The organism is Bradyrhizobium sp. CCBAU 53338 (assembly GCF_015291665.1).
In the GTDB taxonomy this organism is placed as follows: Bacteria; Pseudomonadota; Alphaproteobacteria; order Rhizobiales; family Xanthobacteraceae; genus Bradyrhizobium.
In genome coordinates, this window is sequence record NZ_CP030048.1 from 3,615,787 (window position 1) to 3,642,195 (window position 26,409).

At 64.4% G+C, this 26,409-nt stretch carries 24 protein-coding genes; 12 read left to right on the forward strand and 12 right to left on the reverse strand.

The genetic code is table 11. The features are described from left to right. Positions 1-169: 169 nt before the first annotated feature. The 3 genes from XH90_RS16960 to XH90_RS16970 all read left to right on the forward strand — a co-directional run bounded on the left by XH90_RS16960 (position 170) and on the right by XH90_RS16970 (position 3,584). Complete coding sequence (locus XH90_RS16960; RefSeq protein ID WP_194482511.1) at positions 170-1,078, forward strand: dihydrodipicolinate synthase family protein; 909 nt, start codon at positions 170-172, stop codon at positions 1,076-1,078. Between the two features lie 146 nt (positions 1,079-1,224). Next, positions 1,225-2,196 carry an SDR family oxidoreductase gene (locus XH90_RS16965; protein WP_194482512.1) on the forward strand — a complete coding sequence of 324 codons (972 nt, stop codon included), beginning with the start codon at positions 1,225-1,227 and terminating at the stop codon, positions 2,194-2,196. Positions 2,197-2,468: 272 nt separating this feature from the next. After that, a complete protein-coding gene (locus XH90_RS16970; protein WP_194482513.1) occupies positions 2,469-3,584 on the forward strand; it encodes a S9 family peptidase in 1,116 nt (371 codons plus the stop codon). 34 nt (positions 3,585-3,618) lie between these two features. On the opposite strand, the gene XH90_RS16975 is transcribed toward XH90_RS16970, so the two are convergent. Next, positions 3,619-4,125: a MarR family winged helix-turn-helix transcriptional regulator gene (locus XH90_RS16975; RefSeq protein ID WP_194482514.1), complete on the reverse strand. Its 507-nt coding sequence runs from the start codon at positions 4,123-4,125 to the stop codon at positions 3,619-3,621. Positions 4,126-4,536: 411 nt separating this feature from the next. On the opposite strand from XH90_RS16975, the gene XH90_RS16980 reads away from it, so the two are divergent. Next, entirely contained in the window at positions 4,537-6,024 is a 1,488-nt protein-coding gene (locus tag XH90_RS16980; RefSeq protein WP_194482515.1) for a porin, read from the forward strand. Positions 6,025-6,308: 284 nt separating this feature from the next. Here XH90_RS16980 and XH90_RS16985 read toward each other — a convergent pair whose 3' ends face one another. The 3 genes from XH90_RS16985 to XH90_RS16995 form a co-directional block, all read right to left on the reverse strand. After that, on the reverse strand, positions 6,309-6,785 hold the full coding sequence (locus tag XH90_RS16985; protein ID WP_194482516.1) for a GcrA family cell cycle regulator: 477 nt from the start codon (positions 6,783-6,785) through the stop codon (positions 6,309-6,311). Between the two features lie 78 nt (positions 6,786-6,863). Further along, entirely contained in the window at positions 6,864-7,061 is a 198-nt protein-coding gene (locus XH90_RS16990) for a hypothetical protein (protein ID WP_007603456.1), read from the reverse strand. Between the two features lie 199 nt (positions 7,062-7,260). Beyond that, the gene (locus XH90_RS16995; RefSeq protein ID WP_194482517.1) at positions 7,261-8,202 is read right to left on the reverse strand and encodes an acetamidase/formamidase family protein; all 942 of its coding nucleotides are present in this window, start codon (positions 8,200-8,202) and stop codon (positions 7,261-7,263) included. A gap of 191 nt (positions 8,203-8,393) precedes the next feature. On the opposite strand from XH90_RS16995, the gene XH90_RS17000 reads away from it, so the two are divergent. The 4 genes from XH90_RS17000 to XH90_RS17015 are packed head-to-tail and all read left to right on the forward strand — an operon-like array spanning position 8,394 to position 12,355. Further along, complete coding sequence (locus tag XH90_RS17000; protein ID WP_194482518.1) at positions 8,394-9,161, forward strand: YdcF family protein; 768 nt, start codon at positions 8,394-8,396, stop codon at positions 9,159-9,161. Positions 9,162-9,203: 42 nt separating this feature from the next. After that, complete coding sequence (locus tag XH90_RS17005) at positions 9,204-9,986, forward strand: DUF169 domain-containing protein (protein WP_194482519.1); 783 nt, start codon at positions 9,204-9,206, stop codon at positions 9,984-9,986. A gap of 9 nt (positions 9,987-9,995) precedes the next feature. Continuing rightward, entirely contained in the window at positions 9,996-11,174 is a 1,179-nt protein-coding gene (locus XH90_RS17010) for a trans-acting enoyl reductase family protein (protein WP_194482520.1), read from the forward strand. A gap of 5 nt (positions 11,175-11,179) precedes the next feature. Then, complete coding sequence (locus XH90_RS17015; protein ID WP_194482521.1) at positions 11,180-12,355, forward strand: trans-acting enoyl reductase family protein; 1,176 nt, start codon at positions 11,180-11,182, stop codon at positions 12,353-12,355. 46 nt (positions 12,356-12,401) lie between these two features. Here XH90_RS17015 and XH90_RS17020 read toward each other — a convergent pair whose 3' ends face one another. After that, positions 12,402-13,598, reverse strand: coding sequence for an NAD(P)/FAD-dependent oxidoreductase (locus XH90_RS17020; protein WP_194482522.1), 1,197 nt, complete (start codon positions 13,596-13,598; stop codon positions 12,402-12,404). A gap of 148 nt (positions 13,599-13,746) precedes the next feature. Between XH90_RS17020 and XH90_RS17025 the strand changes: the two genes are divergently transcribed. Continuing rightward, positions 13,747-14,214 (forward strand): MarR family transcriptional regulator, encoded by a 468-nt coding sequence (locus XH90_RS17025; protein WP_194482523.1) that lies wholly within the window; start codon positions 13,747-13,749, stop codon positions 14,212-14,214. Here the strand turns inward: XH90_RS17025 and XH90_RS17030 are convergent. The 3 genes from XH90_RS17030 to XH90_RS17040 all read right to left on the reverse strand — a co-directional run bounded on the left by XH90_RS17030 (position 14,192) and on the right by XH90_RS17040 (position 18,311). After that, the gene (locus tag XH90_RS17030; RefSeq protein ID WP_194482524.1) at positions 14,192-15,439 is read right to left on the reverse strand and encodes an O-antigen ligase; all 1,248 of its coding nucleotides are present in this window, start codon (positions 15,437-15,439) and stop codon (positions 14,192-14,194) included. The genes XH90_RS17025 and XH90_RS17030 overlap by 23 nt on opposite strands. Before the next feature lie 73 nt (positions 15,440-15,512). Further along, on the reverse strand, positions 15,513-17,060 hold the full coding sequence (locus tag XH90_RS17035) for an undecaprenyl-phosphate glucose phosphotransferase (RefSeq protein WP_194482525.1): 1,548 nt from the start codon (positions 17,058-17,060) through the stop codon (positions 15,513-15,515). Between the two features lie 117 nt (positions 17,061-17,177). Beyond that, positions 17,178-18,311 carry a glycosyltransferase family 4 protein gene (locus XH90_RS17040; RefSeq protein ID WP_194482526.1) on the reverse strand — a complete coding sequence of 378 codons (1,134 nt, stop codon included), beginning with the start codon at positions 18,309-18,311 and terminating at the stop codon, positions 17,178-17,180. 203 nt (positions 18,312-18,514) lie between these two features. On the opposite strand from XH90_RS17040, the gene XH90_RS17045 reads away from it, so the two are divergent. Next, positions 18,515-20,776 carry an exopolysaccharide transport family protein gene (locus XH90_RS17045; protein WP_194482527.1) on the forward strand — a complete coding sequence of 754 codons (2,262 nt, stop codon included), beginning with the start codon at positions 18,515-18,517 and terminating at the stop codon, positions 20,774-20,776. 39 nt (positions 20,777-20,815) lie between these two features. On the opposite strand, the gene XH90_RS17050 is transcribed toward XH90_RS17045, so the two are convergent. Then, entirely contained in the window at positions 20,816-21,997 is a 1,182-nt protein-coding gene (locus tag XH90_RS17050) for a GNAT family N-acetyltransferase (RefSeq protein WP_194482528.1), read from the reverse strand. Between the two features lie 129 nt (positions 21,998-22,126). Here XH90_RS17050 and XH90_RS17055 point away from each other — a divergent pair, with 129 nt between their 5' ends. Then, positions 22,127-23,170, forward strand: coding sequence for a polysaccharide deacetylase family protein (locus XH90_RS17055; RefSeq protein ID WP_194482529.1), 1,044 nt, complete (start codon positions 22,127-22,129; stop codon positions 23,168-23,170). Here the strand turns inward: XH90_RS17055 and XH90_RS17060 are convergent. After that, positions 23,160-23,381, reverse strand: coding sequence for a DUF2842 domain-containing protein (locus XH90_RS17060; protein WP_045003154.1), 222 nt, complete (start codon positions 23,379-23,381; stop codon positions 23,160-23,162). The genes XH90_RS17055 and XH90_RS17060 overlap by 11 nt on opposite strands. Positions 23,382-23,477: 96 nt before the next feature. On the opposite strand from XH90_RS17060, the gene XH90_RS17065 reads away from it, so the two are divergent. Continuing rightward, positions 23,478-24,560 (forward strand): COX15/CtaA family protein, encoded by a 1,083-nt coding sequence (locus XH90_RS17065; RefSeq protein ID WP_194482530.1) that lies wholly within the window; start codon positions 23,478-23,480, stop codon positions 24,558-24,560. On the opposite strand, the gene XH90_RS17070 is transcribed toward XH90_RS17065, so the two are convergent. Both XH90_RS17070 and XH90_RS17075 read right to left on the reverse strand, forming a co-directional pair. Further along, positions 24,561-24,905, reverse strand: coding sequence for a hypothetical protein (locus XH90_RS17070; protein WP_194482531.1), 345 nt, complete (start codon positions 24,903-24,905; stop codon positions 24,561-24,563). 184 nt (positions 24,906-25,089) lie between these two features. Next, positions 25,090-26,370, reverse strand: coding sequence for an O-acetylhomoserine aminocarboxypropyltransferase (locus XH90_RS17075; protein ID WP_194482532.1), 1,281 nt, complete (start codon positions 26,368-26,370; stop codon positions 25,090-25,092). Between the last annotated feature and the right edge of the window lie 39 nt (positions 26,371-26,409).

Genomic DNA, 26,409 nt, shown 5'->3' on the forward strand with positions numbered 1-26,409 from the left:
CAAATACGGGGAACCCCCAGGAATCAAGTCAGGGATGAGCGATTGTGGGGGCTGCGCCGCGCCGGCAGGGCTTCACAAGGCGCAAGCAGCCGGTACGCTTCGAGGCGTGCGGAATACTCGCCAGGAGAGCGGGACCGCAGCAGGACCAACGGAAACGCGAGGGCAGACCATGAAGGTACGACCGACCGGCGTGATTCCGCCGATGACGACGCCGTTCCGGAAAGACGGCGAGATCGACACCAAGCTGGTGGCGCCGCAGGTCGACTGGATGATCGGTGCCGGCGCGCATGGCGTTGCGGCCGGCGGCTCGACCGGCGAGGGCCACACGCTCGATCACGAGGAATATCGCGACCTGATGACGGCGACGGTGGAGGCGGTGAGGGGACGCATCCCCGTCATCGCCGGCATCATCGTCGACTCCACGCGCGATGCGATCCGCCGCGGCAAGCTGGTGCGCGACATGAATGTCGCTGCCCTCCAGGTCACGCCGGTGCACTACCTGTTCAAGCCGGACGACGAGGCGATGGTCGCGCATTTTCGTGCCATGGCCGATGAAACCGGCATGCCCATCATCATCTACAACGTCGTGCCCTGGTCTTATCTGTCGCCGGCGCTGCTGACGCGGATCATGACCGAGGTGCCGCTGGTCGTCGGCGTCAAGCAGAGCGCGGGCGACCTCAAGCTGTTCGCGGACCTCATGATGATGGCGCCGGACAAGCTGATCTACAGCGCGGTCGATGCGCTGATGTATCCGTCCTACACGCTGGGCGCCCATGGCTCGATCGCCGCGATCCTGACCGCGGCGCCGCACGCTTCCGTCGCGCTGTGGGACGCGGTGAAATCAGGCGATCATCCACGCGCACTCGCGCTCCACAAGAAGCTGCTGACGCTGTGGAACGCCATCATCGCCGACAATCTGCCCGCCTGCACGCGTTACGCGCAGACGCTCCAGGGCCTGCCGAAGACGTATCCGCGCGCGCCGATGCCGGAGGCCTCACCGTCGCAGCAGGCGGCGACCCGCAAGGCGCTGGAGGCGCTTGGCGCGCTGGACGGACGGCACACCGAGGCGGCCGAATAGTCCGCATGCCGAAATAACAGACGTCGAGATGCAGCGCCGATCCGCTTTTACCTGCGGATGCGGCGCTGCTACATTTTGTGCGCGTCGCATCCGCGGCGTGCCAACGATGAAGAAACGTAACGACAAGGGGAGGGGCCGAAAGTCCCATGAAGGAATTTGCTGGAAAGACGGCTGTTATCACCGGTGGCGGTACGGGCATGGGGCGCGAGCTCGCCCGGCAGCTCGTGGCCGAGGGCTGCAATGTTGCGATGTGCGACGTCTCGGAAGCCGCGATGGCCGAGACCAAGCGACTGTGCGAGGTCGAGAAGCTGCCGCAGGGCTTGCGCGTCACCACGCATGTCGCCGACGTCTCGATCGAGGATCATCTCAAGCGCTTCCGCGACGAGCTCGTCGAGCAGCAGAAGACCGACAAGATCCACCTGCTGTTCAACAACGCCGGTATCGGCGGTGGCGGCAGCCTGTTCACCAACACGCGCGAGCAGTGGGAGCGCACCTTCAACATTTGTTGGGGCGGCGTCTATCTCGGCGTCCGCACCTTCCTGCCCATGCTGGTCAAGGCGGATGAAGCCCACATCGTCAACACCGCCAGCGTCAACGGCTTCTGGGCCTCGATCGGCATGGGCCAGGCGCACACCGCCTACAGTTCCGCGAAGTTCGCGGTGAAGGGGTTCACCGAGGCGCTGATCAACGACCTCCGTTTGCACGCGCCGCATGTCAAATGCTCGGTGGTGATGCCCGGTCATATCGGCACCTCGATCGTCTCCAATTCACGCAAGGTGCAGAGCGGCGACGGGTCGGAACGTCTCAATCCCGACGAGGTGGTGCTGACCCGCAAGCGGATGGTCGCGGCGGGCGTGCCAGATGCTGACAAGATGTCGGACGACGACATCCAGGCGGTGTTCGCCGAGCGTGCCCGCAGCTTCCTCGAGGATGCGCCGACGACCGCTGCGCAGGCTGCCAGGATCATCCTCGACGGCGTGAAGGCGGAGCGGTGGCGCATTCTCGTGGGGGACGACGCAAAGCGCCTGGACGAGCGTGTGCGCGCTGCGCCGGAGCAGGCTTACGACAGGGCGTTCTACGAAAGTTTTGCTCAGGAGGTCGGCTGGCGGCTCGGCTGAGGCCGTCTACGATCGCGCGTGTAGATAGGGATGATGATTGTCATCGCAAGAGGTACGCCAACGGTTTTACGCAGGTAATTTTACTCAGGTCACTTTACCTGCCTTCCCGCGCGTGTCTGCTTATGGCGATACGGAATGTCACGCATGCGACATGTATCACGCGTTCAAGCGATGGTGATCTCGAACGGGTCTCATTCGGCGCACGGCAGCTTGGTTAGGGAACTAAAATAGTTTAGTGAATCAGGGTCACGCCATCATAAAGCGTAGCTCCGATGATACCCGCATGCCTCTCCGACGACTTCATCCTCTGCCCGGAGAGAGAGGATATCTCTGCTGAGTTCACGCGGCTGCTGACCGCGGCACAGGAGGGCGGCGCCACCATCGCCGAATGCCTGATGATCGCGCGGCAGCTGAAGCGCGGCGACGAACAATCCTGGCATCGCGAGTGGAAGAAGCTGGCTCGGGCCAACCGGCATCGCGCCGAGGCGGCGTTCGCGGAAGGCCACTTGGTAACCGCGCAGCGCAACTGGCTGCGCGCGATGAACTATTACGGTGCGGCCGCGATGCCGCTCGATCCCGCCGACGAGCGCCGTTGGGTCGCGGTGCTCGCGATGCAGGAATGCGCCCGCCGCTTCCTCACCGCGCGCGGGCCGGCCGGTGAAGTCGTGACGATCCCCTGGATCGAAGGACATGCGCTGCAGGGCTACTTCCTGCCCGCGCCTGCGGCGAACGGTCGCGCGCCGACGGTGATCTGCATCGGCGAGCCCGGACATCGCAAAGAGGAGTTCCTGGTCAAGCTTGCCCCGCATGCGCGTGAGCGGGGCTTTGCGATGCTGGCGCTGGACCTGCTCGGCGACCAGCGCGACGACTACGCCAACACGCTGCTGCAGCGTCGCGACCTCGAGGGCTCGATTGGCAGCGTGATGGACTATCTGGAACTGCGCGGCGACGTCGATTTCGATCGCGTCGCGATCGTGGCGGACGGGTGGGGCTCTTCGTTCGTGGCGCGCGCCGTGTTGCAGGAGCCGCGCCTGGCGGCGGCGGTTTGTGACGGCGGTCTGTGGGACCTGCACGAACGATCTTTCCTGGCCAGCCGTTTCGCGATGAGCGACCTCAGCATCGTTCCGGTGCCGCATGCGCCGCTGATGGCCTCCAGTGCCGAATGTCCGGTGCTGATCACGATCGGCGAGGACGGCTGGCTCAAGGCCGACCGGGCGCGTCAGATCGTGCAGACATCCCGGCTCGGCAGCTCGGACGTCGTGCTGAAAGTGTTCACCGCGGCGGAGACCGGCGCGGCCCAGGCCCACGCCGACAATCCGAGCCTTGCCAACGAATACATCTTCGACTGGCTCGAATCGCAGCTCGGCGCGGCCGGCAAGCGGATCTGAGCGCGGCCTCCGGGCCGAGACGCGGATTTGCGCCTCAGAAGTCGAGAGAGATCCTGATGCAGGCTTTCTCGAGCCGGGTCTTCAGCGTCGCGAGCTTGGCGGTGAATTCGGTCAGCTCGTCCTCGTCGAACTCCTGGAAAACGAATTCGCGAATCGTCTTGTACTGTTCGTTGAGACTGGCGATGTGCTTCTGCGTCTTCTCGACCAGCGACAGCCGCACCACGCGCGCATCGGTAGGCGAGGGGCGACGCCGCAGCAGGCCCTTCTTCTCGAGAAGCTTGGACTGGGTTGTGACGAAGGACGGGTCGACGTGAAGGAGTTTCGAGACCACGTTGACGGGGACGCCATCGTCCTTGTCGAGATCGGAAATCGCCATCAGAATAAGCCATTGCGGTCCGCTGATGCCGAGCGTTCTGGCCCAGAACTGACGCAGCTCCTCCAGATACATGTTGATCGACGATATCTCCCAGGTGAATCGCCTGATGATATCGAGATTGCCGGCGGAGCGGAGGCGCGCCCCTTCTTTCCTCGTCGCTGACACAGCGTCACTCCCGCAGGCGGATCTCTTTCCGACCGTTAATTCGCGGCGGGCATAGTCCACGCAACTCTGCTCTGACGCAAGTGCAGGGCAGGGTAATTATGTCACGGAAATTACAAATATGATCCGATCAGCCTTTTGGCTCAGGTCCGGTGTGGCGCCGCAGACACAGGGTTAGTGAAACCACAAAGCTGATCTAATAAACTATTTTGATTAACGGAAAGGCGCAGGCATATTGCTTCGTGACGGTGGGGGGTTCTCGATCGTCCCGTTGCAGGTGGTTCGCTCACGTCCCTCGCGTTCGAATGCGGGTACGTCCGAAAGCGCGAAGCGGCCGAGCGGATTTTGAAGAGACGGGGATCTGGGGGGCCTCACGGTCCGGTCTCCGTAAAATGAGCAACTTGGAGGTTTTAAATGAAAGTGGTGAAGAGCCTTTTGCTCGGCACTGCGGCGACCCTGATCGCCGCCGGTGGAGCTCAGGCGGCTGATCTTCCGGTCAAGGCCAAGGCGGTCGAATACGTGAAGGTCTGCTCGCTCTACGGCGCCGGTTTCTACTACATGCCCGGCACCGACACCTGCATCAAGCTGGGCGGTTACCTGCGCGCTGACGCGATTCTCGGCGGCGCCGGCGACTACGGTTTCAACAACAGCACCAGCAGCGCGAACGGCGGGTCGAACAACCGCGTCACCAACTACTATTACAGCCGCGCCCGTTTCGACTTCAACGTCGACACCCGCACGGCGACCGAGTACGGCGTCGTTCGCACCTACGCCGACATGGTCTTCAGCTACGACTCGACCAACGCCACCGGCAGCAATCCGTCGACGATCTCGTCCAGTGCGGCAACGCTCGGTCTCTACCATGCGTTCATCCAGTTCGCAGGCTTCACCTTCGGTCGCACGGTCTCGATCTTCGATGCCCCGTGGCAGAGCTATCCGGCTGGCGGTCCCGATACCATCCCGGGCGGCTCCAACCACGTCAACGGTGTGAACCAGGCGGCCTACACGGCTGACTTCGGCCAGGGCATCACCGCTTCGTTCGCGTTGCAGGACGAGACGTCGGCGAACAACGGCCAGTCGAATCTCTGGAACGTATCGTCGGGTACGGCTGCCCAGTTCGTGACGGGCGTCTATGGCGCCAACGATTGGGGTGGCACGCGTTCTCCCGACATCCTCGGCAACGTGCGCGTCGACCAGGCCTGGGGTCTGGCCCAGTTGTCGGTTGTCGGGCATGACCTCCATGCCGGCTACTACGGCACGACCGAACCCTCGGGTCATCCCGCCGACAAGTGGGGCTGGGCTGTTCAGGGCGCGTTGTCGATCAAGAATATCCCGACCGGTGCGGGCGACGTGATCAACCTGCAGGCCGTCTACACGGACGGTGCAACGCGTTACAACTTCCAGAGCCTGTTCCCGCAGAGCTTCTTCATGTTCAGCGGTAGCGGCACGGGCGCGTATCAGAGCACCGGCTTCGCCGGTCTTGCCGACGGCGTCTTTGGAACGGGCACCGGCATCGACACCGTCAAGACCTGGGGTCTCCGTGGTGGCTACACTCACAACTGGAACCCGAACTGGGCGAGCGCCGTCTATGGTGGCTATGCCCAGCTGAAGTACGGCGACTCTGGCAAGGCCCTCATCTGCACCAACTTCGCCGGGATCGCAGTGGCCGGCTCGACCTGTAATCCGGACTTCAACTTCGCGGTGGTCGGTGTCAACACCGTGTGGACTCCGGTCAAGAACCTGGCGTTCACGGCCGACCTGAGCTGGTCGCGTCTGGACCAGAAGTACTCTGGCGCCATCAACAGCCCGGGCGTCGCCTCCGCTGCGAAGCCGGCGGCCGTGTACGAGCTGAAGGACCAGAACTCGGTCACCATGATGCTGCGCGCTCAGCGCAACTTCTGATCATCGACCGCGCTTATCGAGCAGAGAACCCCGGCGGGAAACCGCCGGGGTTCTTTTCTTGATGACATGTTGATTTTCGGAAGCGCGGATCTCCTCCGCGAGCCCGGAAGACGAGCTATGCGATTCGATCGCGACCAAATTTATTTACTTACCTGAGTTGCTCAGCTATATAGCTGTCAGCCGGTTTCGAAAATTCACGGCTCTTAGCTTGATGCTAAGCCTCCAGAAACCTCCGGTAGTGCCCTGCCGGAGGTTTTTCGTTGCGGGAGCCGGCATGGCCCGCTTCAGCCTCGCATGACACGAGTGCGGGAATTCGGCCGATAGGCGAGGCGGCTGTGGCCGGCGCAATAGGGCTGGCCGTCATGCGCGGCATTGCCGCAGAAACAGAAATCTTCCGCACCCGGCGTCGAGATCGGCCAGCGGCAGCGATTTTCGCCGAGCTCCATCAGCGAGCAGCGATTGGCATCGTCGATCGGCCCGGTCGCGACCGGCGCGTCCGCTTCGCCATAGATCGTGGCGAGCATTTCAAATTGCAGCCGGGGGACCGCCTTCGGCGCTCGCGGCGCGCTCGTTCGGTCCTGAGGCCTGCGCTCGTCGAGCGAGCGGCCGCGCGTGAGATTCAGTCGCGACAGCTTGCCGATCACGGCATTGCGGCTGACGCCGATGTCGGCGGCGATCTCGCGGCAGGACAGGCCGGCCTCGAAGTGCTGCTTCAGAAGTTCAACGCGTTCGTTGGTCCAGGTTGGTGAGAGAACAGGCATTTGTAACGGTCCCAGGTTGCGACATCTGGCCATCAGTCGCCGAGATCCGTCCGCTTCCCGCTCAGTGCGCGTGCGCGTTCACGTCCTGCCGTTGTCGCGAATCGACAAAAGTCCGTCCTTGATGGCGAGACGGATGCCCTCCTCGATCAAGGTACGTGCGACGCCGGGGACGCTGGTGCCGTGGGTGCCCTGCCTCACCAACTTCTCCAGGTAGGTGATGGTCGAGAGCGCCAAGGTTACGGGAATGCGGTCAGTCTCGGCTTTTTCGGTGGCCATGGCCCGAACGCTAGCCTCTTACTCAGGTACATAAAAGTAACGATTAAGACTCTATTTAGATTTAGGGGCGGAAGTCAAATCCGGGTTGTCACGGTGGAGCAGCACGTTGGAATCGCTGGAAAAAAGACGCGATCAAGCACGCCGCGCGGAATCCCGGGCGGCGGCGTCGCGTCGAGAGGTCGGGAAGATGTGGCCCGGCTCAGCCGTGCACGATCGCTTTTTCGATCATGCAATGGATGCCCTTTGAGCCGTTGACGGTCTGGGTGACGCGCAAATCGGCCGCGAGGCTGCACAGCGTATAGGCGTCCTCGCGCGACAGGTTTCGGATCTCGCCGAGCAGCACGATCATGTCGCGCAGCGCACGCACCGCGCATTGGTCGAGGTCGGGGTCCATCGCCATGGTGATGTAATGGGTCGGCGACTCCGCGCGCGGGTAGTCGAACCGCAAGTCCTTGCGCAATGTCAGCCGGAAGCGACCCTGGAGCGCGGTCTCGATCGCGGTGACGCAGACTTCGCCGTCGCCTTGCACGCCATGGCCGTCGCCGCAGGAGAACATTGCGCCCGGGACGAACACCGGCAGATACAGCGTCGCACCGGCGCCGAGCTCCTTGTTGTCGAGATTGCCGCCCATGGCGCGCGGCACGAGCGAGGAGATGCGGCCCCAGGCCGGCGGCGGCGACACGCCCATCACGCCGAAAAACGGCTTGAGGGGCAGGTCGAGACCCCAGGGCATGCGGCCGACCATCCGCGTCCGGTCCAGCGGGATGTTGAGGATGCGCGTCTCGTGAAAATCGTCGGGCAAGGTGCCCGACAACGGCCTGATCAGATTCCAGCCCCAATCCTGCCGCAGCTGGACGTCGAGGATATCGATCTGAAGCACGTCGCCGGGCTCGGCGCCGTCGACCGCGATCGGGCCGGTCAAGATATGACCGGGGAGCATGCGCTCGCTTTTGGCATGTACCTCGAACGCCTCCGGCGGAATGTGAAACTTGCTCCGGTCGGGCAGGACGTCCGGGCCGCCGCTAATGGTATCGACGGTGACTTCGTCACCGCTCCTGACGGTGAGGACGGGCTTGAGAGCGGCCTCGAAGAAGCCCCAATGGCAGGTCTCGGGACTTGAATGCAGGTGATGATGGGTCATTTGCCGCGTCCGATTGGTTTCACAGGGCTCGTCATCAGATCGTGCGATGGCCGGGCTTGACCCGGCAATCGATCCTCTTCCAAGAAGATTTCTGAAGACAAGCGGGCGGGTCAAGCCTGCGTGTCACCGGCACGATCATTTCAGCGAGGTTTCTCCTGTTCTTCGTTCTTTCCAAGACGCTCGGCGCCGCGGTGCTGCCTATCAATCTTCTGGTCGAGCTCGGGATCATCTCGGTCGTGCTGATGGCAACGCGCTTTGCCGGGCTCGGCCGGAAACTGGCCGCGACGACGCTGGTCCTGTTCGCGCTCACCGCCTTTTCGCCGCTCGGCAATTGGTTGCTCTATCCGCTGGAGTCGCGCTTTCCCGCGTGGGACCCGACGCGCGGTGCACCCGACGGCATCATCGTGTTGGGCGGCTCCGTCGACACCGAGCTGTCGGCGGCGCATCACACGCCCGTGGTCCCGCACGCTGCCGATCGCCTGTTGGCGCCGGCCGAGCTTGCGCGCCGTTATCCCAATGCGCGTATCGTCTTCACCGGAGGCTCCGCGAATCTGATCGCAAATGACGCCAGAGAGGCCGACTATTCTGCGCCGATCCTGGAAAATGCGGGCGTCCCCAAGGAACGCCTGATCCTGGAGCGGGACTCGCGCAACACCTACGAGAACGCGATCTTCACCAAGCGCCTGGTGGCGCCGAAGCCGGGTGAGCGCTGGTTGCTGGTCACCTCAGCCTATCACATGCCGCGCGCGATGGGCATTTTCCGCAAGGCTGGATTTGACGTCGAAGCCTATCCGGTCGATTGGCGGATGGGCGGCCGCGACGATCTGTTCTCGTTCACGAACAATGCTCTGGAGGGCTTCGGCCATACCGACGTGGCCGCGCGCGAATGGATAGGCCTTCTGGCCTACCGTCTCATGGGAAGGACCGGCGAGTTGCTTCCCGGGCCTGCCGAGGACTAGAACGGTTCTCGGAAGCGCAACGATCCGCGTCGGGAGGATGCCATGCAGCAGCAAGCCGCTGATACGATCGACCTTGCCGGCCTCGTGGCCGATCTGAACAGCCTGTTGCGGCTGAAGACGACGGTGATCGGCATGAAGCTGTTCGCGCATGCCGCGGACATGGAGGCGATCCCGAAAATCCGGCGGCCGAATGCTGTTCACACCACCGACCAGATCGTCAGCATGGCTTCGCGGCTCGGTTGGACCGTCGGCATCACCGGCGAGGATCTCGTCGGCGCACAGTGCCGCGCGGTGATTGGCCTTAGCCCCCAGGACGAGAACTGGCTCGCCGGCGAAAACTATGTCGGCGTCTGGCACGGCACGGCGGAGGATGCGCGCAAGCGCCAGGAGGCGCTGGACGTGGTCCCGTTCGGGCAGTATCAGGCGCTCGCGGTCAGTCCGCTCGCAAGCGGTCGGCTCAATCCGCCCGACATCTGCCTCGTCTATGCGACCCCTGGGCAGATGATCATCCTGATCAACGGGCTGCAATATACCGGCTACAAGAAGTTCGAATGGGGCGTGGTCGGCGAGACCGCTTGCGCGGATTCATGGGGCCGGGCGCTCAAGACCGGCGAGCCCAGCCTGTCCTTGCCATGCTATGCCGAACGGCGCTATGGCGGCGTGCCGGACGAGGAGATGCTGATGGCCCTGAAGCCTGCGCATCTCGCCAAGGCGATCGAGGGCATGAAGGCGCTGGCCAGGAACGGCCTGCGTTATCCGATACCGCCTTATGGAATTCAAAGCGACGTCCGCGCCGGCATGGGCGTGAGTTACGCAAAGAAATAAAGGCCGACCATGAGCTCTGCGAAGTTCGACATCGTTGTCTATGGCGCGACCGGTTTCACCGGCCAGCTCGTCGCCGAATATCTGGCGGCGCATTACAAGGGCGATAAGTCACTGAAATGGGCGATGGCGGGGCGCAGCCTCGACAAGCTGAAATCCGTGCGCGACGCCATCGGCGCGCCCGCCAATACGCCGCTGATCGTGGCCGATGCGTCCGATGCCGCCTCGCTGAAGGCGATGGCGGAGCAGACGATGTCGGTGATCACGACGGTCGGTCCGTATCAACTCTACGGCGAGGAACTGCTGGCGGCCTGCGTCGCCACCGGCACCGATTATTTCGATCTCTGCGGTGAGCCGATCTGGATGCGGCAGATGATCGACAAATACGAAGCGGCGGCGAAGGACAGCGGCGCGCGCATCGTGTTCTCCTGCGGCTTCGATTCCGTGCCGTTCGAGCTCGGCACGTTCTTCGTGCAGGAAGAGGCCAGGCGGGTGTTCGGCGCACCGGCCGTGCGCGTGAAGGGTCGCGTGCGCGACATGCGCGGCACGCTCTCGGGCGGCACCGCGGCGAGCGCGAAGGCGACGTTCGACGCGGTCGCCAAAGACATCAGCCTCGTCGCGATCCTGAACGATCCATTCGCGCTGACGCCAGGCTTCACAGGCCCGAAGCAGCCGAGGGGTAACAAGCCGCTGCTCGAGGACGACCTGCAATCCTGGGCCGCGCCGTTCATGATGGCGCTGATCAATACCCGCAATGTCCATCGCTCCAACATGCTGATGGGCTTTCCCTACGGCCAGGACTTCGTCTACGACGAGATGGTCTTGACCGGTCCCGGCGAGAAGGGCGAGGCCAACGCCAGGCGCGTGATGGCCGCCAACGCCGAGAAGACCGGCCCGAGTGCGCCGAAACCGGGTGAGGGGCCCTCGAAGGAAGAGCGCGAGAACGGGCTGTTCAACCTGCTCTATGTCGCGGTTGCGCCCGACGGCCGCATGGTCCGCGCCGGCGTCACCGGCGATCGCGATCCCGGCTACGGCTCGACCTCGAAGATGATCTCGGAATGCGCGATCTGCCTGCTGCGCGATGCGACTGACGTCGCCGCCGGCTTCTGGACGCCGGGCGCAGCGATGCAGCACAAGCTGATCAAGCGGCTGCGGGACAATGCCGGCCTGACGTTCGAGGTGGAAGCGTAAGGTCCGTGCCCTCGAAGTTCGACATCGTCGTCTACGGCGCAACCGGATACACCGGCCAGCTCGTGGCCGAATATCTCGCTGCGAACCATGTCGGCGACGGGCCGCCGACATGGGCGCTTGCCGGGCGCAGCAGAGACAAGCTCGTCTCGGTGCGCGACGCGATCGGCGCGCCCGCGGAGACGCCGCTGATCGTCGCCGACGCAGCCGATCCCGCGTCGCTGCGGGCGATGGTTGCTCAAGCCAAGCTGGTCGTCACCACGGTCGGTCCCTACCAGCTCTATGGCTCCGATCTGCTTGCCGCCTGCGTCGCTGATGGCACCGACTACATGGACCTCTGCGGTGAGCCGATCTGGCTGAAGCAGATGATCGACATGCATGAGGCGGCAGCCAAGGCCAGCGGCGCGCGCATCATGTTCTCCTGCGGCTTCGATTCCATGCCGTTCGAGCTCGGTGCGTTCTTCGTGCAGGAGGAAGCAAGGCGCGTGTTCGGAGCGCCAGTGCCGCGCGTCAAAGGGCGCGTCCGCGATCTCAGCTGGAAATTCTCCGGCGGCACCTCGGCGAGCGCGAGGGTCACCTTTGAAGCGGTGGCGCAGGATCTCAGCCTCGTGTCGATCCTCAAAGACCCCTTCGCCCTCACGCCCGGCTTCGAAGGGCCAAAGCAGCCGCGTGGCAACAAGCCTGTGTTCGAGGAGGACCTGCAATCCTGGTCCGCCCCGTTCGCGATGGCGACGCTGAACACGCGCAACGTTCACCGCTCCAACATGCTGATGGGATTCCCCTATGGCAGGGACTTCGTCTACGACGAAATGGTGCTGACGGGGGCGGGGGACGAAGGGCAGGCCAATGCGAAGCTCGTCATGGCCGCCAACAGCGAAAAGACGGGCCCCGAAGCGCTCAAGCCTGGCGAGGGACCGTCGAAAGAAGAGCGAGACGCCGGCCATTACGACCTGCTCTATGTCGCCATTGCGCCTGACGGCCGTCAGGTGCGCGCGGCAGTGAAGGGCGATCTCGATCCCGGTTACGCATCAACGGCAAAGATGGTTTCCGAATGCGCGATCTGTCTGCTGCGCGACGCGCCCGATGTGCCGGCCGGCCTCTGGACGCCGGGTGCGGCGATGCAGCACAAGCTGATCAGGCGACTGGTCGATCACGCCGGTCTGAGGTTTGAGGTCGAGACATAGCGTTTCCTGCGCCTCCCCCCGCGTGCGGGGAGAGGAGAGGAGGAAGTCACGCCGCGCGCGCGTCATACGCATACATGAAATCCATGCTCTTCGACCCCAGCGGCAGCAGCCATTTGATCATCTGATTGCGGATGAAGGCGCCGGCGGCGCCGAGTTCGCGCTTGTTGTTGCCGTTGCGGCGGGCGATGGCGACGATCTTTTCCGCACGGGGGCGCCGCTCGGCCTCGAAGGCCTGGAAGGTGGCGCTGAGTTCCTGGCCTTCCTGCATCAGGCGGGCGAGCCGCATGGCATCTTCCAGCGCGAGCGAGGCGCCCTGGCCGGCATGAGGGCTGGTTGCATGCGCAGCATCGCCGATCAGCAGCGAGCGCTTGCGCGACCAGGTCGGCAGGGTCGCGACGTCGAGCGTGTCGGTGACTACGATGTTCTCGGCAGCCTCGATGATGGCCGGGATCGGATCGTGCCAGCCCTGATGGAAACCGCGCAAATGTTGCTTCAGCGTTTGCTCGTCGAGCGCTCGGAACATCGCGGCGTCCATGCCGTGCGCGGGCTGGGTGCTCCACCACATCACGCCGTCCTTCGGATCGGAGCTGCAATAGCCGTAGCCGAAGAAGCCGCTTTGTCCAAACGTGGTCTCGACATGCCGGCCGATCGCCCTTCCGTCGAGCACGGCATGCGGTACGAAGCCGCCGAAGCCGATCAGGCCGGTGTTGAAGGGTTTGGGACCATCAGGCACCACCTGGCGCCGCGTGATCGAATGCACGCCGTCGGCGCCGATCAGGAAGTCGCCCTCGGCGGTGGTGCCGTCGGCGAAATAGGCGATAACAGGCTGGTCGCCCCGGTCCTCGATCTTGATCAGGCGCTTGTCGAAATAAAGCGAGACGCAGGCGCACCAGGCCTTGTCGATCAGGATCTCGTTCAGCGTGGCGCGGCAGACATTGACCGCGGGCTGGCCGAAGCGCCGCGCCATGTCGCGGTTGATAGAGCCGAGCCGTCGACCTTCTTGCGAATAGAAGTCGAAGGACTCCGCGATCGAGCCGCGGCTGATCAACTCTTCCGCGAGCCCGATCTCGTCCATCACATGCATGCCGTTCGGCGCGATCTGGAGGCCGCCGCCGATGCCTTTGGAGTAGGGCCATGCTTCGTAGATCGCCGATTCGATGCCGGCGCGGCGCAGCAGGATCGCGGTCACGGGCCCGGCGATGCCGGCGCCGATGATCAGGGCCTTGCGGGGACGATGAGGCATTGGCTTGCTCCGGACGTTTCCGTGGTGCTAGGAGAAATTACGGTCGCTAAATCTCTTAGCAACTAAGATATACATCGAGTAAGATATGAGGTGAGCCTTGTCAAGGACAAAGGCGCGCGCGGCGTTGCTGGGGGAATTGGAGGAGGCGATGCGTCGGTCGTCCGCGCAGGGCGTCCTCTATGGCCAGACCGTTGCGAACGTTGCCGGAATTGCCAATTCCGACCTCGAATGCATGGACATTCTCTATCTCGAGGGCCGCGTGACGGCGGGCCGGCTTGCCGAGGTGACGGGGCTGACGACGGGCGCCATCACTGGCGTGGTGGATCGGCTTGAGAAGGCGGGGTTGGTGCGCCGCGAGCGGGACGAGGCCGATCGCCGCAAGGTCTACATTGCCGTCGTACCGGAGACCGCGATGAAGATCGGCCAGCTCTACGTGCCGATGCAGCAGGCGATGGAGAAGGTGTTCAGCACCTATACCGACGAAGAGCTGCGCCTGCTGCTGCGTTTCGCCAATGAGGGCTACAAGAGCATCCTGGCTGCGACCGCGACGTTGAAGGGCCTGCTCGACACGCCGCCGGAGAAGCGGCCCGATCTCAAGCTGAAGCAGCATCGTTAGTCTTGTAGGCCTGTGCGGCTGCGATCATGCCCCACATCGCGCCCAGCATCATCCAGAAGTGCCGCCAGTGGTCGGTGTCGATCACGAAGCTTTCGCCGACAGTGCCGACGAAGGCCGAGAATACCGCCAGGTAAGCGCGCTGCCAGGGCACGCGGACGAAGATGTGGCGGAAGCCCATGACGACGGTGGTGAAGACCAGCGCGGGATAGCATACGCCGGAAAGCCAGCCGCCGGACATGAACGCGTTCAGATAGGAATTGTGGGTGTCTTCGGGGAAGAAGCGGTGGAATTGCAAGGGGCCGATGCCGAACGGCAGGTCGAGCGCCATCTCCGCACCAAGGATGTGCCGGCCGAACCGGCCGAAGCGGCCCTCGTCGTAGCTCTGGTCGAAGCTCGCGCGCTGCTTGAACATCTCGGCGACGGAGTCGAACGACAGCAGCACCGCGATCAACGCGAGGCCCAGCACCACGGCGACGATGGCCATGATGATGATGCGCGAGCGCTGCGCATTGGTGCGGCTGGTCAGCACCATCAGCGCCAGCATGAAGGCTGACGTCAGGATCAGTCCACCCCAGGCGGCGCGGGAGAAGGCGAGCAGGATCGCCAGTGACATGATGCCGAAGGCGATGACGTTCCGGAAAGCCTTGGCGAGCTTGTCCGAGACCACGCTCTGGAGCGCAAACAGCGCCGGCAGGATCAGGAAGGCACCCAGCACGTTCGGGTCTTTGAAGGTGCCGCGGGCGCGCTCATAGAGCGTCAGGAGGTCGTGGCCGCCGGGAACCAGATTGAAGTAGCCCGCGATCGCCGAGAGCGAGGCGATCATCGCACCGACCACGAGGCCGCGGCGCAGCATGTCGAGCCGCGCCGCCGTGTCCTCGGAGGTGACCATGGCGAAGAACACCACTGTTACCGCCATGTACCAGGACGTCGCGATCCAGCTTGCGACCTCGGACTGGTCGAGCAGCGGGATCGCGCTGATGGTGTAGCCGACATTGAGCAGGACCAGGGCCAACACCAGCGGCATCAGCACGAGCTTGAGCCGCAGGCCGGTGGCGAAGAAGGCGACGGTGGCGAGCAGCGTCACGATCTCGTAGGGGCTCGGCTCGATGAAGACGATCGCGCCTGATGCGCCGACCAGCCACACCAGCGCGCGCTGGAGGGCCAGCACGCCGGGTGCAGCCGGTGCGGCTGTTGTCATTCCACCGGCTGTCGCCGCATACGCCATCAGATGCTCACGCTACTGGCACGCTACAAATACCGCTGTCATCGCCCGGCCTGACCGGGCATGACGGAGAAACTCAATACGCGTTCTCGTTCTTGGTCAGCAGCGAGAGCGGCGTCTTCAGGAGAATGACGAGGTCGAACAGCACCGACCAGTTCTCGATGTAGTAGAGGTCGAACTCGACGCGCTTCTGGATCTTCTCTTCGTTGTCGATCTCGCCGCGCCAGCCGTTGATTTGGGCCCAGCCGGTGATGCCGGGCTTGACGCGGTGGCGGGCGAAATAGCCGTCGACGGCCTCGTCGAACAGGCGGCTCTGCAGCTTGCCCTGCACCGCGTGCGGACGCGGGCCGACCAGAGACAGATTGCCTGAAAACACCACGTTGAACAGCTGCGGCAGCTCGTCGAGACTGGTCTTGCGGATGAAGCGGCCGACGCGGGTGACGCGTGGATCGTTCTTGGTGACGACCTTCGAGGCGGTCGGGTCGGCCTGATGGTGATACATCGAGCGGAATTTGTAGACATCGATGCGCTCGTTGTTGAAGCCGAACCGCTTCTGGCGGAACAGCACGGGGCCGGGGCTGTCGAGCTTCACGGCCAGCGCGACCAGCGCCATCACTGGGAGGGCCGCGAGCAGTGCGAGGCCACCGACGACGCGGTCGAACAGCCATTTCATCACGAGGTCCCAATCGGTGATCGGGGCCTCGAACACGTCGAGCGTCGGCACCTCGCCGAGATAGGAATAGGAGCGCGGGCGGAAGCGCAGCCTGTTGGTATGCGCGGACAGACGGATGTCGACCGGCAGCACCCATAGCTTCTTCAGCATCTCCAGGATGCGCGTCTCCGCCGAGATCGGCAATGCGAATAGCACGAGATCGACACGGGTGCGGCGGGCGAACTCGACGATGTCGTCGACCTTGCCGAGTTTGCTTGCGCCAGCGCAGGTGTCGAGTGCGCGGCTGTCATTGCGATCGTCGAACACGCCGAGCACGTGGATGTCGGAATCCTCCTGCGCCTTCAGTGCCTCGACCAGCTCCTCGCCGTTGCTGTCGGAGCCGACGATGATGGTGCGGCGATCGAGCCGGCCCTGACGCGCCCAGCTGCGCACCAGCGAGCGCAGGACGAGGCGCTCGGCGATCAGCGCGGTGAGGCCGAGGAAGTAGAAGGCGGCGAGCCACAGCCGCGACATGTCGCTGCCGAACTTGGCGAAGAAGGAGATGCCGATGAACAGGAGGAAGACGAACGACCAGGACGAGATCATTCGCGTCATCTGCTTGAGCTGGCCGCGGAACAGCTGCACCTGGTAGATGTCAGCGGCCTGGAAGCAGACCACGGCGGCGACCGCGACGGCGACGATCTCTGCGGGATAGACCCAGCTGAATCCGATCACCGGCATGACGTAGCCGACATAGACGGCGATGCCGATCATGCTCAGCAGAACGAAATCGACGGCGCGCGCGATCCCGGCGATCACGATCGGCGAATAGGCGCGCGCGACCTTCTGATTGACGACATCGAGCGCAGCCGGCGTCAGGCGGCGGCGGCGCTCGACAAAAGGCTGTTCAGCAGGTTTGACCGCGGCGCTGGTCGCGGCATCGAGCATCGAGCGTGCGTTGAGCGGTTCCACGGGCGAACGTCCATTCCAAAGACCCGCGGGCGCGGCGTTGCGTCCCCGGGCATGCATCCCCTGGCGCTTCGATTATCGGACAAATCGGAAGATTCTCTAAAGCCGGCTTAAGAATGGTTAATGATTGGCAAATGCATCGCGGTATCCCGCGAGCACGCCGTCGACCATCGCATGCTGGGAGAAATGCGCCGAAATGCGCTCGCGCAAGGCGGATGCGCGCTGCGCGGTCGCTCCCGTATCCGCGAGTGCGGCCTCGATCGCCTGGGCCATGGCTTCGGCGTTGCTCGCCGCGAACAGGGCCTGGCTCTCGCTGCCAAATATCTCGGGAATACCGCCGACGCGCGCTGCGATCATGGGAATGCCGGCCGCGCCCGCCTCGATCACGACATAGGGCATGGAATCGCCGCGTGAGGGCACGACCAGCAGCCGGCCCTTGGAGAAGCCGTATCGCGCCTTGACGTGGCCGATGAAGCGGATCGTGTCCGTCAGGCCTAGTCTCTCGACCTGCGCCTTCAGCGCGGCGGTCTCTTCGCCATCACCGCCGAGTGTCAGCGTGACCTTGTTGCCGCGCTCATGCAGCAGCGCCACCGCGTCGACCAAGAGATCGGCGCCCTTGATGTGCCTGAACTCGCCGACATAGGCGAGGTCGGTGGCGTCGTCGGCGACGACGACCGGCTCGAACTCTTCCGGCGTCACGCCGTTGAAGACGCAACGCACCACGCCCTTGGGCGTGCCGACGATACGCTGATATGTGTCGCGGGCGAAGGCGCTCTCGAACAGGAACAGATCCGTCGAGTCCATCAGCGTGCGCTCGAGGCGCGCGTAGAATTCGCCCTTCAAGGTGTTGAGGGGATAGTGCAGCGAGCCGCCGTGCGGGGTGTAGATGCGGATGGTCTCGTCGGACCGCCGCCGCATGCGGACAAAGGCGCCGGCCTTGGCGCCGTGGCCGTGCATGACGTCCGGCTTGAGCTGGCCGATCAGGCGCCGCATCCGGAGCCAAACCAGAAAATCGTCCGGCGAAGGTTCGCGGCGGATCGCGAGCCGATGCACGCCGAGCTTCAGGCGCGGCGCGAGCTCGGTCAGCGCCTTCTCGGCGCGCTCGCCGCCGGTGAGGCTGTCCGCGAGAATCCCGACATGATGGCCGCGATCGATCTGGCCGTTGGCCAGGTCGAGAATGTGGCGGAAGATGCCGCCGACGGGCGCGCGCACGGCGTGCAGGATTCGAAGCGGCTGGTCAGGAGAGGGGGGCATTCATCAAAACCAGCGCTCGACTGCGACTGCCGACCAATGTTCTCGAAATATCGAGATGGATTAAGGGCCCTCGTGGTTAACAAACGGTGACGAGCGCGCGTACGCTGCCCGCGAGATGCCCCCGATTAACCCAGCGGCAACCTTAATGGAGTGTAATCGGCCCATCGAGGTACACGAGTGGCGTTGCCCTGCGGGAGTGTTCGATGCGTTTAGCGTTCTGGCGTGCCGGCAAGGACAAGGCCGTCATCGAGCGGGCCGTTTCGAAAGCCAAGCACGAAACCAAGCCTGAGGCCAAGCATCAGGTTGAAGCCAAGCCCGCGCCGATGGCCGTAAAGCAGGTGCCTGCCGAATCCGGCGACATCGATCTGCATGCGCTCGGTGGCGCGCTCGCGCGCAAGCGCGGCTGGATCGTCGTGCCGACGGTGCTGGCGCTCGTCGCGTCGGTCGCCGTCGTCAATCTCGTCACGCCGCGCTACAAGTCGGAAGCCCGCATCCTGATCGACGGCCGCGAGAACGTCTTCCTGCGCCCGAGCAGCGACCGCAGCACCGAGGAGCGGCAGGCGCTCGACCCCGAGGCCGTCACCAGCCAGGTGCAACTCGTGCTGTCGCGCGACCTCGCCCGCGAGATCATCAAGAAGAACAAGCTGGCCGAGCGGCCGGAATTCGATCCCGTGCTGCAAGGCGTCTCGCCGCTGAAATCGCTCGCCGCGCTGATCGGCATCGGTCGCGATCCGTTCTCGATGACGCCGGAAGAGCGCGTGCTTGACGCGTATTACGACCGGCTTCAGGCTTACGCCGTCGACAAGTCGCGCGTGATCGTGGTCGAATTCCAGTCGCAGGATCCCGAGCTTGCGGTCCGCGTCGCCAATTCGATCGCCGACGGCTATCTCGTGCTCCAGCAGGCCGCGCGCCAGGATCAGGCGCGCAACGCCAGCCAGTGGCTTGCAGGCGAGATAGAGAATCTGCGCAAGAAGGTCTCCGACGCCGAAGCCAAGGTCGAGGACTTCCGCTCGAAGTCGTCGCTGTTCGTCGGCACCAACAACACCACGCTGTCGAACCAGCAGATGGGCGAGGTCAACACCCAGCTCAACAATGCGCGCGCGCTGAAGGCGGACGCCGAGTCCAAGGCCCGGTTGATTCGCGAGATGCTTCAGAGCGGCAAGCCTATCGAGGCCTCCGAGGTCGTGAACTCCGAGCTGATGCGGCGCTTGTCGGAGCAGCGGGTGACGCTGCGTGCGCAGCTCGCGGAGCAATCGTCCACGCTGCTCGGCAATCATCCGCGCATCAAGGAACTGAAGGCGCAGCTCAGCGACCTCGACGGTCAGATCCGCGACGAGGCGGCCAAGATCTCGCGCTCGCTGGAAAACGACGCGCGGATCGCCAGTGGCCGGGTCGACGGCCTGACCACCAGCCTCGAGCAGCTCAAGAAGCAGGCCACCTCGACCAACGGCCAGGACGTCCAGCTCCGTGCGCTCGAGCGCGAAGCCAAGGCGCAGCGCGACTTGCTTGAAACCTATCTCGCCAAATACCGCGAAGCCAATACCCGCGAGACCATCGATACCGCCCCGACGGAGGGCCGCATCATCTCGCGCGCCATCGTCTCCAATACGCCGGCCTATCCGAAGAAACTGCCGATCGTGCTGATCGCGACACTGGCGACGCTGCTGCTCTCGTCCGGTCTCGTCGTCACCGGCGAGCTTCTGCGCCAGACCGCACCGCGTGCCATCGGCACGCTCGCGCCGGCGGTGGTTCGCCAAGAGCCGGTTGTCCAGGAGCCGGTCGTGCAAGAGCCGATCGCCGATGCGGTCGAGATCGAGTCTGCACCGCTCCAGCCGGAGATGACAGCCAGCGTCAATGTCAGCGAAGTCGCCGAGATCGGGCAGCTGGCCGAAAACCTCAAGGCCGCAGGTCCGGCCGCGAAGAAGGTGACCGTCCTCGGCACCGCGTCCGGCGACGCCATCACGTTGTCCGCGCTGACGCTCGCCCGGCATCTGGCGCGCGACGCGCGTGTTGTCGTGGTCGATCTCGCCGCGTCCTCGCCCACGATCGCCGCAGTGTCCGTCGATCCGACGGCGCCCGGTCTCGCCGAGCTCATGCAGGGGCAGGCTTCGTTTGCGCAGGTCATCACGCGCGACAAGCTCTCGCGGCTGCATCTGGTCATGGCCGGTCGTCCCGGCTTCGATCGCAGCGTGCTCCAGTCGCCGCGGGTGACGCTCGCCATCGACGCGTTGCTGCGTGCTTACGATCATGTGCTGGTCGATGCCGGGAGCGCCGAGGATCTGCCGGCCGAACTGCTGACGGCACATGCCCGCGCCGTCGTGGTACCCGATGTTTCGATGGAGGCCGACGCGCGCGCGCTGATGTGTGAGCAACTCAAGGCGGTCGGTTTCAGCGATGTGACCATGCTGAGCCGGCCGGTGCAGCCGTCGGATGCTGGCGAGGCGCCGCGCGTGGTGGCGGCGTAATCTCCCGCAAGCGAATCGAGTTTTCGAAAGCTTGGTCCGCTAACCGAACGCCTGGCGCAGCCGCCGTGCCAGGTCGAACAGCATCTGGTTCTGCTTCACCAGGCGCTTGCCATGGTTCAGCGAGGACATCGCCATTGCCGCGAGCTTGCCGCGCGAGGTCAAGGGCACGAAGCTGTCGAAGATGTCCTCGTCGCTCTTGCAGAACATGCGCTTGTAGTCGTCCGAGCCGATGCCGAGGTCGAGTGATCGGTAGCCGCGCTCGGCGTAACGGTCGATGATGTAACGCATCAGGATCAGGCCCGGGCTGTAACGGGCATGCTCGGACATCGTGTAAGTGTTGAACATCGAGGAGAAGCGCTGGCCGTCGGCGACGCCGGCGAAGATTGCGATCACTTCCTCCTGGCATTCGAGCACATGGATGTCGATGATCCGGCCTTCGCCGCGCGGCGTGAGGCAGGCGTTGCGGATGAACTGTTCGACCCCAGGCTCGGCAAAGACATCAGGCAGTTTCTGCTCCGCCATCCGCGCCGGCTTGACGCGGAAGAACCAGTCGAGCAGGCGGGCGATGTCGGCGTCCGTTGTCGCAAGGTGATAGCGGTAGCCGGCGAGCGCCTGAAGCTTCTTCTCCTTGCTCTTCAGCCGGCGGCGGAAGGAGTTGCTGATCCGCGAGGCTGGGGGACCGCCCGGCTCGATCGTCAGCAGCGGGCAGCCGTTGATGGCACTCTGCTGCGGCAACAACGCAAACGGGTTTTGCTGGTCGTGCCAGCGCTTGGGCTGCTGCGTCAGCGCGAGCACGTCGACCTGATCACGCAAGGGGGCGAACAGTGCGTCGATATCCGTGGCAACGGCCTGTGCCGCGAACTCGGCGTTCCACAGCCCCATGTTGAAGGTCGTATGCTTGCCGCCCATGAAGCAGGCCGTACGGACGCCGTGGCTTTGGCGGAGTGCGAGCGGCAGCAGCGCGAGCGGCCGCGCCTCGGCGTCGCGCGCAATGACGATGAAGGGGCGGGCGCCCTCGCGTTCTCCGACCGAGCGCTGCCACGAGGCGAGGAAATCGAACCGCTGATAGGGCGTGGAGAGGTGACCGGGCTCTTCGAGCGCACGCCAGGCCGCCTCGGCCTCCGCAAGATCTCGGACGACGTCGACATGCCCGATACGGCTCGCTTTCGACCGTGCTGGCGATTCTGCCGTCCGGCTTTGCACCGCCGCAGCCATGGTCATTCGCGAAACCTGTCGAGAAAACGAAAAATACGTATTTCGGCCTGTGGCCGACCTTTGCAAATAAATGTCAACAAAGGGTAATGACAATGGCTGCGGGAACCGGCCGCCGGCGAACGCGAAGGTGGGGTTTTGGCATCCGACGACAGATGGCTGGAGCGATTGCGATTGGAACTGGCCTGGCTCACCGGCCAGCCCTTGCTGCGCAGCCGTGGTGTCGGCGCGATCCTGCGGTTCGAGCGCGTGCGGCCGCATCAGCGCGGCGCATTTCAGCCGCTGCGCCAAAGCGAGATCACGCCGCGATTTCTCGATCGCGCCATCCGCGCGCTGAAGCGCTGGGACTACGACTTTCTCGGCATGGACGAAGTCTGCCGGCGCGCGGTGACGCTGCCCGAGAAGCGGCGCTTCGTGGCGCTGACCTTCGATGGCGCGTCCAAAGACCTCATCAGTCATGCCTATCCGGTGCTCGCGCGCCACGCGGTGCCGTTCGCGCTCTACGTTCCCACGGCGTTCCCTGACGGCGTCGGCGAGGCATGGTGGCTCGGGCTGGAGCAGGTGATCGCGCGCGAGAGCCGCATCAGCCTGATGATGGGTGACAAGGAGCAGCGCTTCAACGTCACTGGCAATGCCGAGAAGCAGGCGCTGTTTTCGCATCTCGAGAATTGGATGCGCTCGCTGGCACCGTCGGATCTGTCGGCCGCGATCGCCGATCTCTGCACACGCTACCGCATCGATCTCGCCGCACTCTCGCGCGAGGCCTCGATGGATTGGGAGGATCTGGCGAGGTTGGCTGCCGATCCGCAGGTCACGATCGGAAGCGCGACTGTGAACTATCCCAACCTCGCCAACATGAAGGACACGGCTGCGTTGCGCGAGATGACGATGGGCAAGGCGGTGACGGAGGCGTCGTTCCGCCGCGAGATCCGGCATCTGGCCTTTCCGTTCGGCGATCGCTCCTCGTTCCGGCGCGCCCACGTCGTGATGGCGGAGGAGGCGGGTTTCGCCAGTGCGGTGTCGACCATCTCGGGGATTGTCGATGCCGAAGGGCGCACCAATCTGCGCGCGCTGCCACGGATTTCCTGGGACGGACGACTGCGTTCACTGCGGATGATGCGCGTGCTGGTGTCGGGGGTGGTCTTTGCGCCGGTAAAACCGACGGCGAGCATTACGAGCTAGATTTGGCGCGGTCGGGCCGCTGCATCCAGCTCACGATCGGCATCGCCGGCAGCACCCAGCCCATGCCGACCACCACGTAATAGATCGCCTGCCGCCAGCCGGACTCGGCGATCCACGGCATCTGCGCCGCCGCCATGCCGAGCAGGGCCCAGACAGTGGCCAGCACCAGGAGCAGGATGGCGCCGAGGAACTTGCGGGTGCGGATCGTCATGGCAGGGACTTGCGGCCTTCACGTAACTTGCGCTGCGGGAGCGGGGGACTATAAGGGGCACGCAGCCCGGTTCAAGCCTTGGTTTCAACCCCTCAAATGACAGCGAATTCCGCCTCGACCAACCCGCATCGCGCCGTGCGCTGGTGGCTGATTTCGGTGGCCGCCCTGATCGCGCTGATGGTGCTGGTCGGGGGGGCGACGCGGCTGACGGAATCGGGCCTGTCGATCGTCGAGTGGAAGCCGGTCACCGGCAGTGTTCCGCCGTTGTCGGAGGCGCAGTGGACCGACGCGTTCGAGGCCTACAAGAGGATTCCGCAATATCGCGAGCTCAACGCGGGCATGAGCCTGTCCGAGTTCAAACAGATCTTCTGGTGGGAATGGAGCCACCGGCTGCTCGGTCGCTTCATCGGCGTCGCCTTTCTGCTGCCGTTCCTGTTCTTCCTGTGGCGCGGCGGCCTGTCCGGTGAGTTGAAGCGGCGGCTGTGGCTGCTGTTCGCGCTTGGCGGCCTCCAGGGCGCAGTGGGCTGGTGGATGGTGGCCTCTGGCCTCTCCGAGCGGGTCGAGGTGTCGCAATATCGTCTCGCAACGCATCTGGTGCTGGCGCTGCTGATCTTCGCCGGCATCGTCTGGACGGTGCGCCGGCTCGCCGACCGGCCGCAGCTCGCGGTTCCAGCGCGATTGCGGCTCACCAGCGCAGTGCTGGTGATCCTGACCTTCATCCAGATCTATTTCGGTGCGCTGGTCGCGGGCCTGCGCGCCGGACGCGCCTACAACACCTGGCCGCAGATCGACGGCGCGTTCATTCCGTCGGCGGAGCGGCTGTGGTTCGAGACGCCGTGGTGGCGCAACATGTTCAACAATGTGCTGACGGTGCAGTTCGAACACCGCATGACGGCTTACCTGCTGGCGGCGCTGGCCGTGCTGCACGCGTTCGACGCGGTGCGTTCGCGTGCAGGCTCGGCGGCGAGCGGCGCGCTTTGGCTGCTGGCGGCGGTGAGCCTGCAGGCGCTGCTCGGCATCCTCACGCTGCTCAATCAGGTGCCGATCGATCTGGCGCTTTCGCACCAGGCGGTCGCGATCGTGGTGCTCACGCTTGCGATGATCCAGGCGGAGCGGCTGGCGTCGCGACGATCAGCCGAGCCGCAGCCGCGGGCCGCTCCGCTGGGGCAGCCCGGCTGATCAGCAATAGCCGTAGATGCCGCACGAGTAGGGCAGGCGCCAGAAATAGTCGACCTGCTTCCCGCCATAGTACGAGCCTTGATAGTCGTAGTCCCAGGGGCGGCCGTAATAGCCCGGCAGCGTATGCGAGCCCGGCAGCAACGGCGTTCCCGGCAGGTTGCTGATGTAGCTGCCGATGCCATAGGCCGGCGAGATCAGCGCATCCGGATCGGTCTCGACGTAGACCTTGGGCGCGTCCTGCGGCGTTGCGGCCGCCCGCCGCTTCGGATGGGCCGACAGGTCGGCGGCATATGCGGCTGAGGCGGTCAGCATCACTGCCAGGGCAGGTACCATCCAGCGCAGCATCGTCGGCTCCGAATCAAAGGGCGATCCAACGACGATGTATGCGGTAGGTATGGTTAACGAGTGTTAACTGCGGCCCTTGCCGGGGCGTGTTTTCACGCGCTCCGCGGGTCAGGCGGGAACCGGCTCGCTTGGCTTCGGTATGGCGCGCCGCCAGATTCCAATGGGGATGGACGGTGGTGGAGTCTTACGCGCCAAGCGCCTGCTCCAAATCGGCGATCAGGTCTTCCTTGTCCTCGATGCCGATCGAGAGCCGGACCACGTCGGGGCCGGCGCCGGACTTCACCTTGGCGGCGTCGTCGAGCTGGCTGTGCGTGGTCGAGGCCGGGTGGATGACCAGCGAGCGGGTGTCGCCGACATTGGCGAGATGCGAGAACAGCTGCAACTTCGACACCAGGCTGACGCCGGCGTCGTAGCCGCCCTTGAGGCTGAAGGTGAACACGGCGCCTGCGCCCTTCGGCGCGTATTTGCGCGCGAGCTGGTTGTACTTGTCACTCGCAAGGCCCGCATAGCTGACCGAGGCCACCGCCGGATGGCCGGCGAGGAATTCCGCGACCGCCTTGGCGTTGTCGCAGTGCTTCTGCATGCGCAGCGGCAGTGTCTCGATGCCGGTGAGGATCATGAAGGCGTTGAACGGCGACAGCGCCGGTCCGAGGTCGCGCAGGCCGAGCACGCGGCAGGCGATCGCGAAGGCGAAATTGCCGAACGTCTCCTGCAGTCGGATACCGTGATATTCGGGCCGCGGCTCCGACAGCATCGGGTATTTGCCGCCGGTCGACCAGTCGAACGTGCCGGCATCGACGATGATGCCGCCGAGCGAATTGCCGTGACCGCCCAAAAACTTCGTCAGCGAGTGCACGACGATGTCGGCGCCGTGGTCGATCGGGCGGATCAGATAGGGCGAGGCCAGCGTGTTGTCGACGATCAACGGCACGCCGGCCTTGCGCGCCACCGTCGATATCGCCTCGATGTCGGTGATGCTGCCGGCAGGATTGGCGATGGATTCGATGAAAATCGCTTTCGTACGCGGCGTCACAGCGCGCTCGAAGCTCGCGATATCATCGGGATCAGCCCACACCACGTTCCAGCCAAAGCTCTTGAACGCATGCGTGAACTGGTTGATCGAGCCGCCATAGAGCTTTCGCGCGGCGATGAACTCGTCGCTGGGCTGGAGCAGTTGCTGGAGTACCACGACCTGCGCGGCGTGGCCCGAGGCGACCGCAAGCGCAGCAGTGCCGCCTTCGAGCGCGGCGACGCGCTCTTCCAGCACCGCGTTGGTCGGGTTACCGATGCGGGTATAGATGTTGCCGAACGCCTGCAAGCCGAACAGCGAGGCGGCGTGGTCGGCATCATTGAACACAAATGAGGTCGTTTGATAAATCGGAGTCGCGCGCGCACCGGTAGTCGGATCGGGCTGTGCACCGGCATGCACGGCGAGAGTGGAAAATCCCGGAAGGCGATCGCTCATTGAGGGCGTCCTGTTCTTGTGGTCTGAAATCGCGCGGCA

Coding starts and splice junctions, on each gene's coding strand:
- XH90_RS17075 (WP_194482532.1), bottom strand. CDS start 26,370: ATGAGCGATCGCCTTCCGGGATTTTCCACTCTCGCCGTGCATGCCGGT.
- XH90_RS17020 (WP_194482522.1), bottom strand. CDS start 13,598: ATGCCTCATCGTCCCCGCAAGGCCCTGATCATCGGCGCCGGCATCGCC.
- XH90_RS16985 (WP_194482516.1), bottom strand. CDS start 6,785: ATGCCTGTTCTCTCACCAACCTGGACCAACGAACGCGTTGAACTTCTG.
- XH90_RS16970 (WP_194482513.1), top strand. CDS start 2,469: ATGATACCCGCATGCCTCTCCGACGACTTCATCCTCTGCCCGGAGAGA.
- XH90_RS17050 (WP_194482528.1), bottom strand. CDS start 21,997: ATGACCATGGCTGCGGCGGTGCAAAGCCGGACGGCAGAATCGCCAGCA.
- XH90_RS17005 (WP_194482519.1), top strand. CDS start 9,204: ATGCAGCAGCAAGCCGCTGATACGATCGACCTTGCCGGCCTCGTGGCC.
- XH90_RS17045 (WP_194482527.1), top strand. CDS start 18,515: ATGCGTTTAGCGTTCTGGCGTGCCGGCAAGGACAAGGCCGTCATCGAG.
- XH90_RS17040 (WP_194482526.1), bottom strand. CDS start 18,311: ATGCCCCCCTCTCCTGACCAGCCGCTTCGAATCCTGCACGCCGTGCGC.
- XH90_RS17025 (WP_194482523.1), top strand. CDS start 13,747: ATGCGTCGGTCGTCCGCGCAGGGCGTCCTCTATGGCCAGACCGTTGCG.
- XH90_RS16995 (WP_194482517.1), bottom strand. CDS start 8,202: ATGACCCATCATCACCTGCATTCAAGTCCCGAGACCTGCCATTGGGGC.
- XH90_RS17010 (WP_194482520.1), top strand. CDS start 9,996: ATGAGCTCTGCGAAGTTCGACATCGTTGTCTATGGCGCGACCGGTTTC.
- XH90_RS16965 (WP_194482512.1), top strand. CDS start 1,225: ATGAAGGAATTTGCTGGAAAGACGGCTGTTATCACCGGTGGCGGTACG.
- XH90_RS16980 (WP_194482515.1), top strand. CDS start 4,537: ATGAAAGTGGTGAAGAGCCTTTTGCTCGGCACTGCGGCGACCCTGATC.
- XH90_RS17060 (WP_045003154.1), bottom strand. CDS start 23,381: ATGACGATCCGCACCCGCAAGTTCCTCGGCGCCATCCTGCTCCTGGTG.
- XH90_RS17065 (WP_194482530.1), top strand. CDS start 23,478: ATGACAGCGAATTCCGCCTCGACCAACCCGCATCGCGCCGTGCGCTGG.
- XH90_RS16990 (WP_007603456.1), bottom strand. CDS start 7,061: ATGGCCACCGAAAAAGCCGAGACTGACCGCATTCCCGTAACCTTGGCG.
- XH90_RS16960 (WP_194482511.1), top strand. CDS start 170: ATGAAGGTACGACCGACCGGCGTGATTCCGCCGATGACGACGCCGTTC.
- XH90_RS17030 (WP_194482524.1), bottom strand. CDS start 15,439: ATGGCGTATGCGGCGACAGCCGGTGGAATGACAACAGCCGCACCGGCT.
- XH90_RS17070 (WP_194482531.1), bottom strand. CDS start 24,905: ATGCTGCGCTGGATGGTACCTGCCCTGGCAGTGATGCTGACCGCCTCA.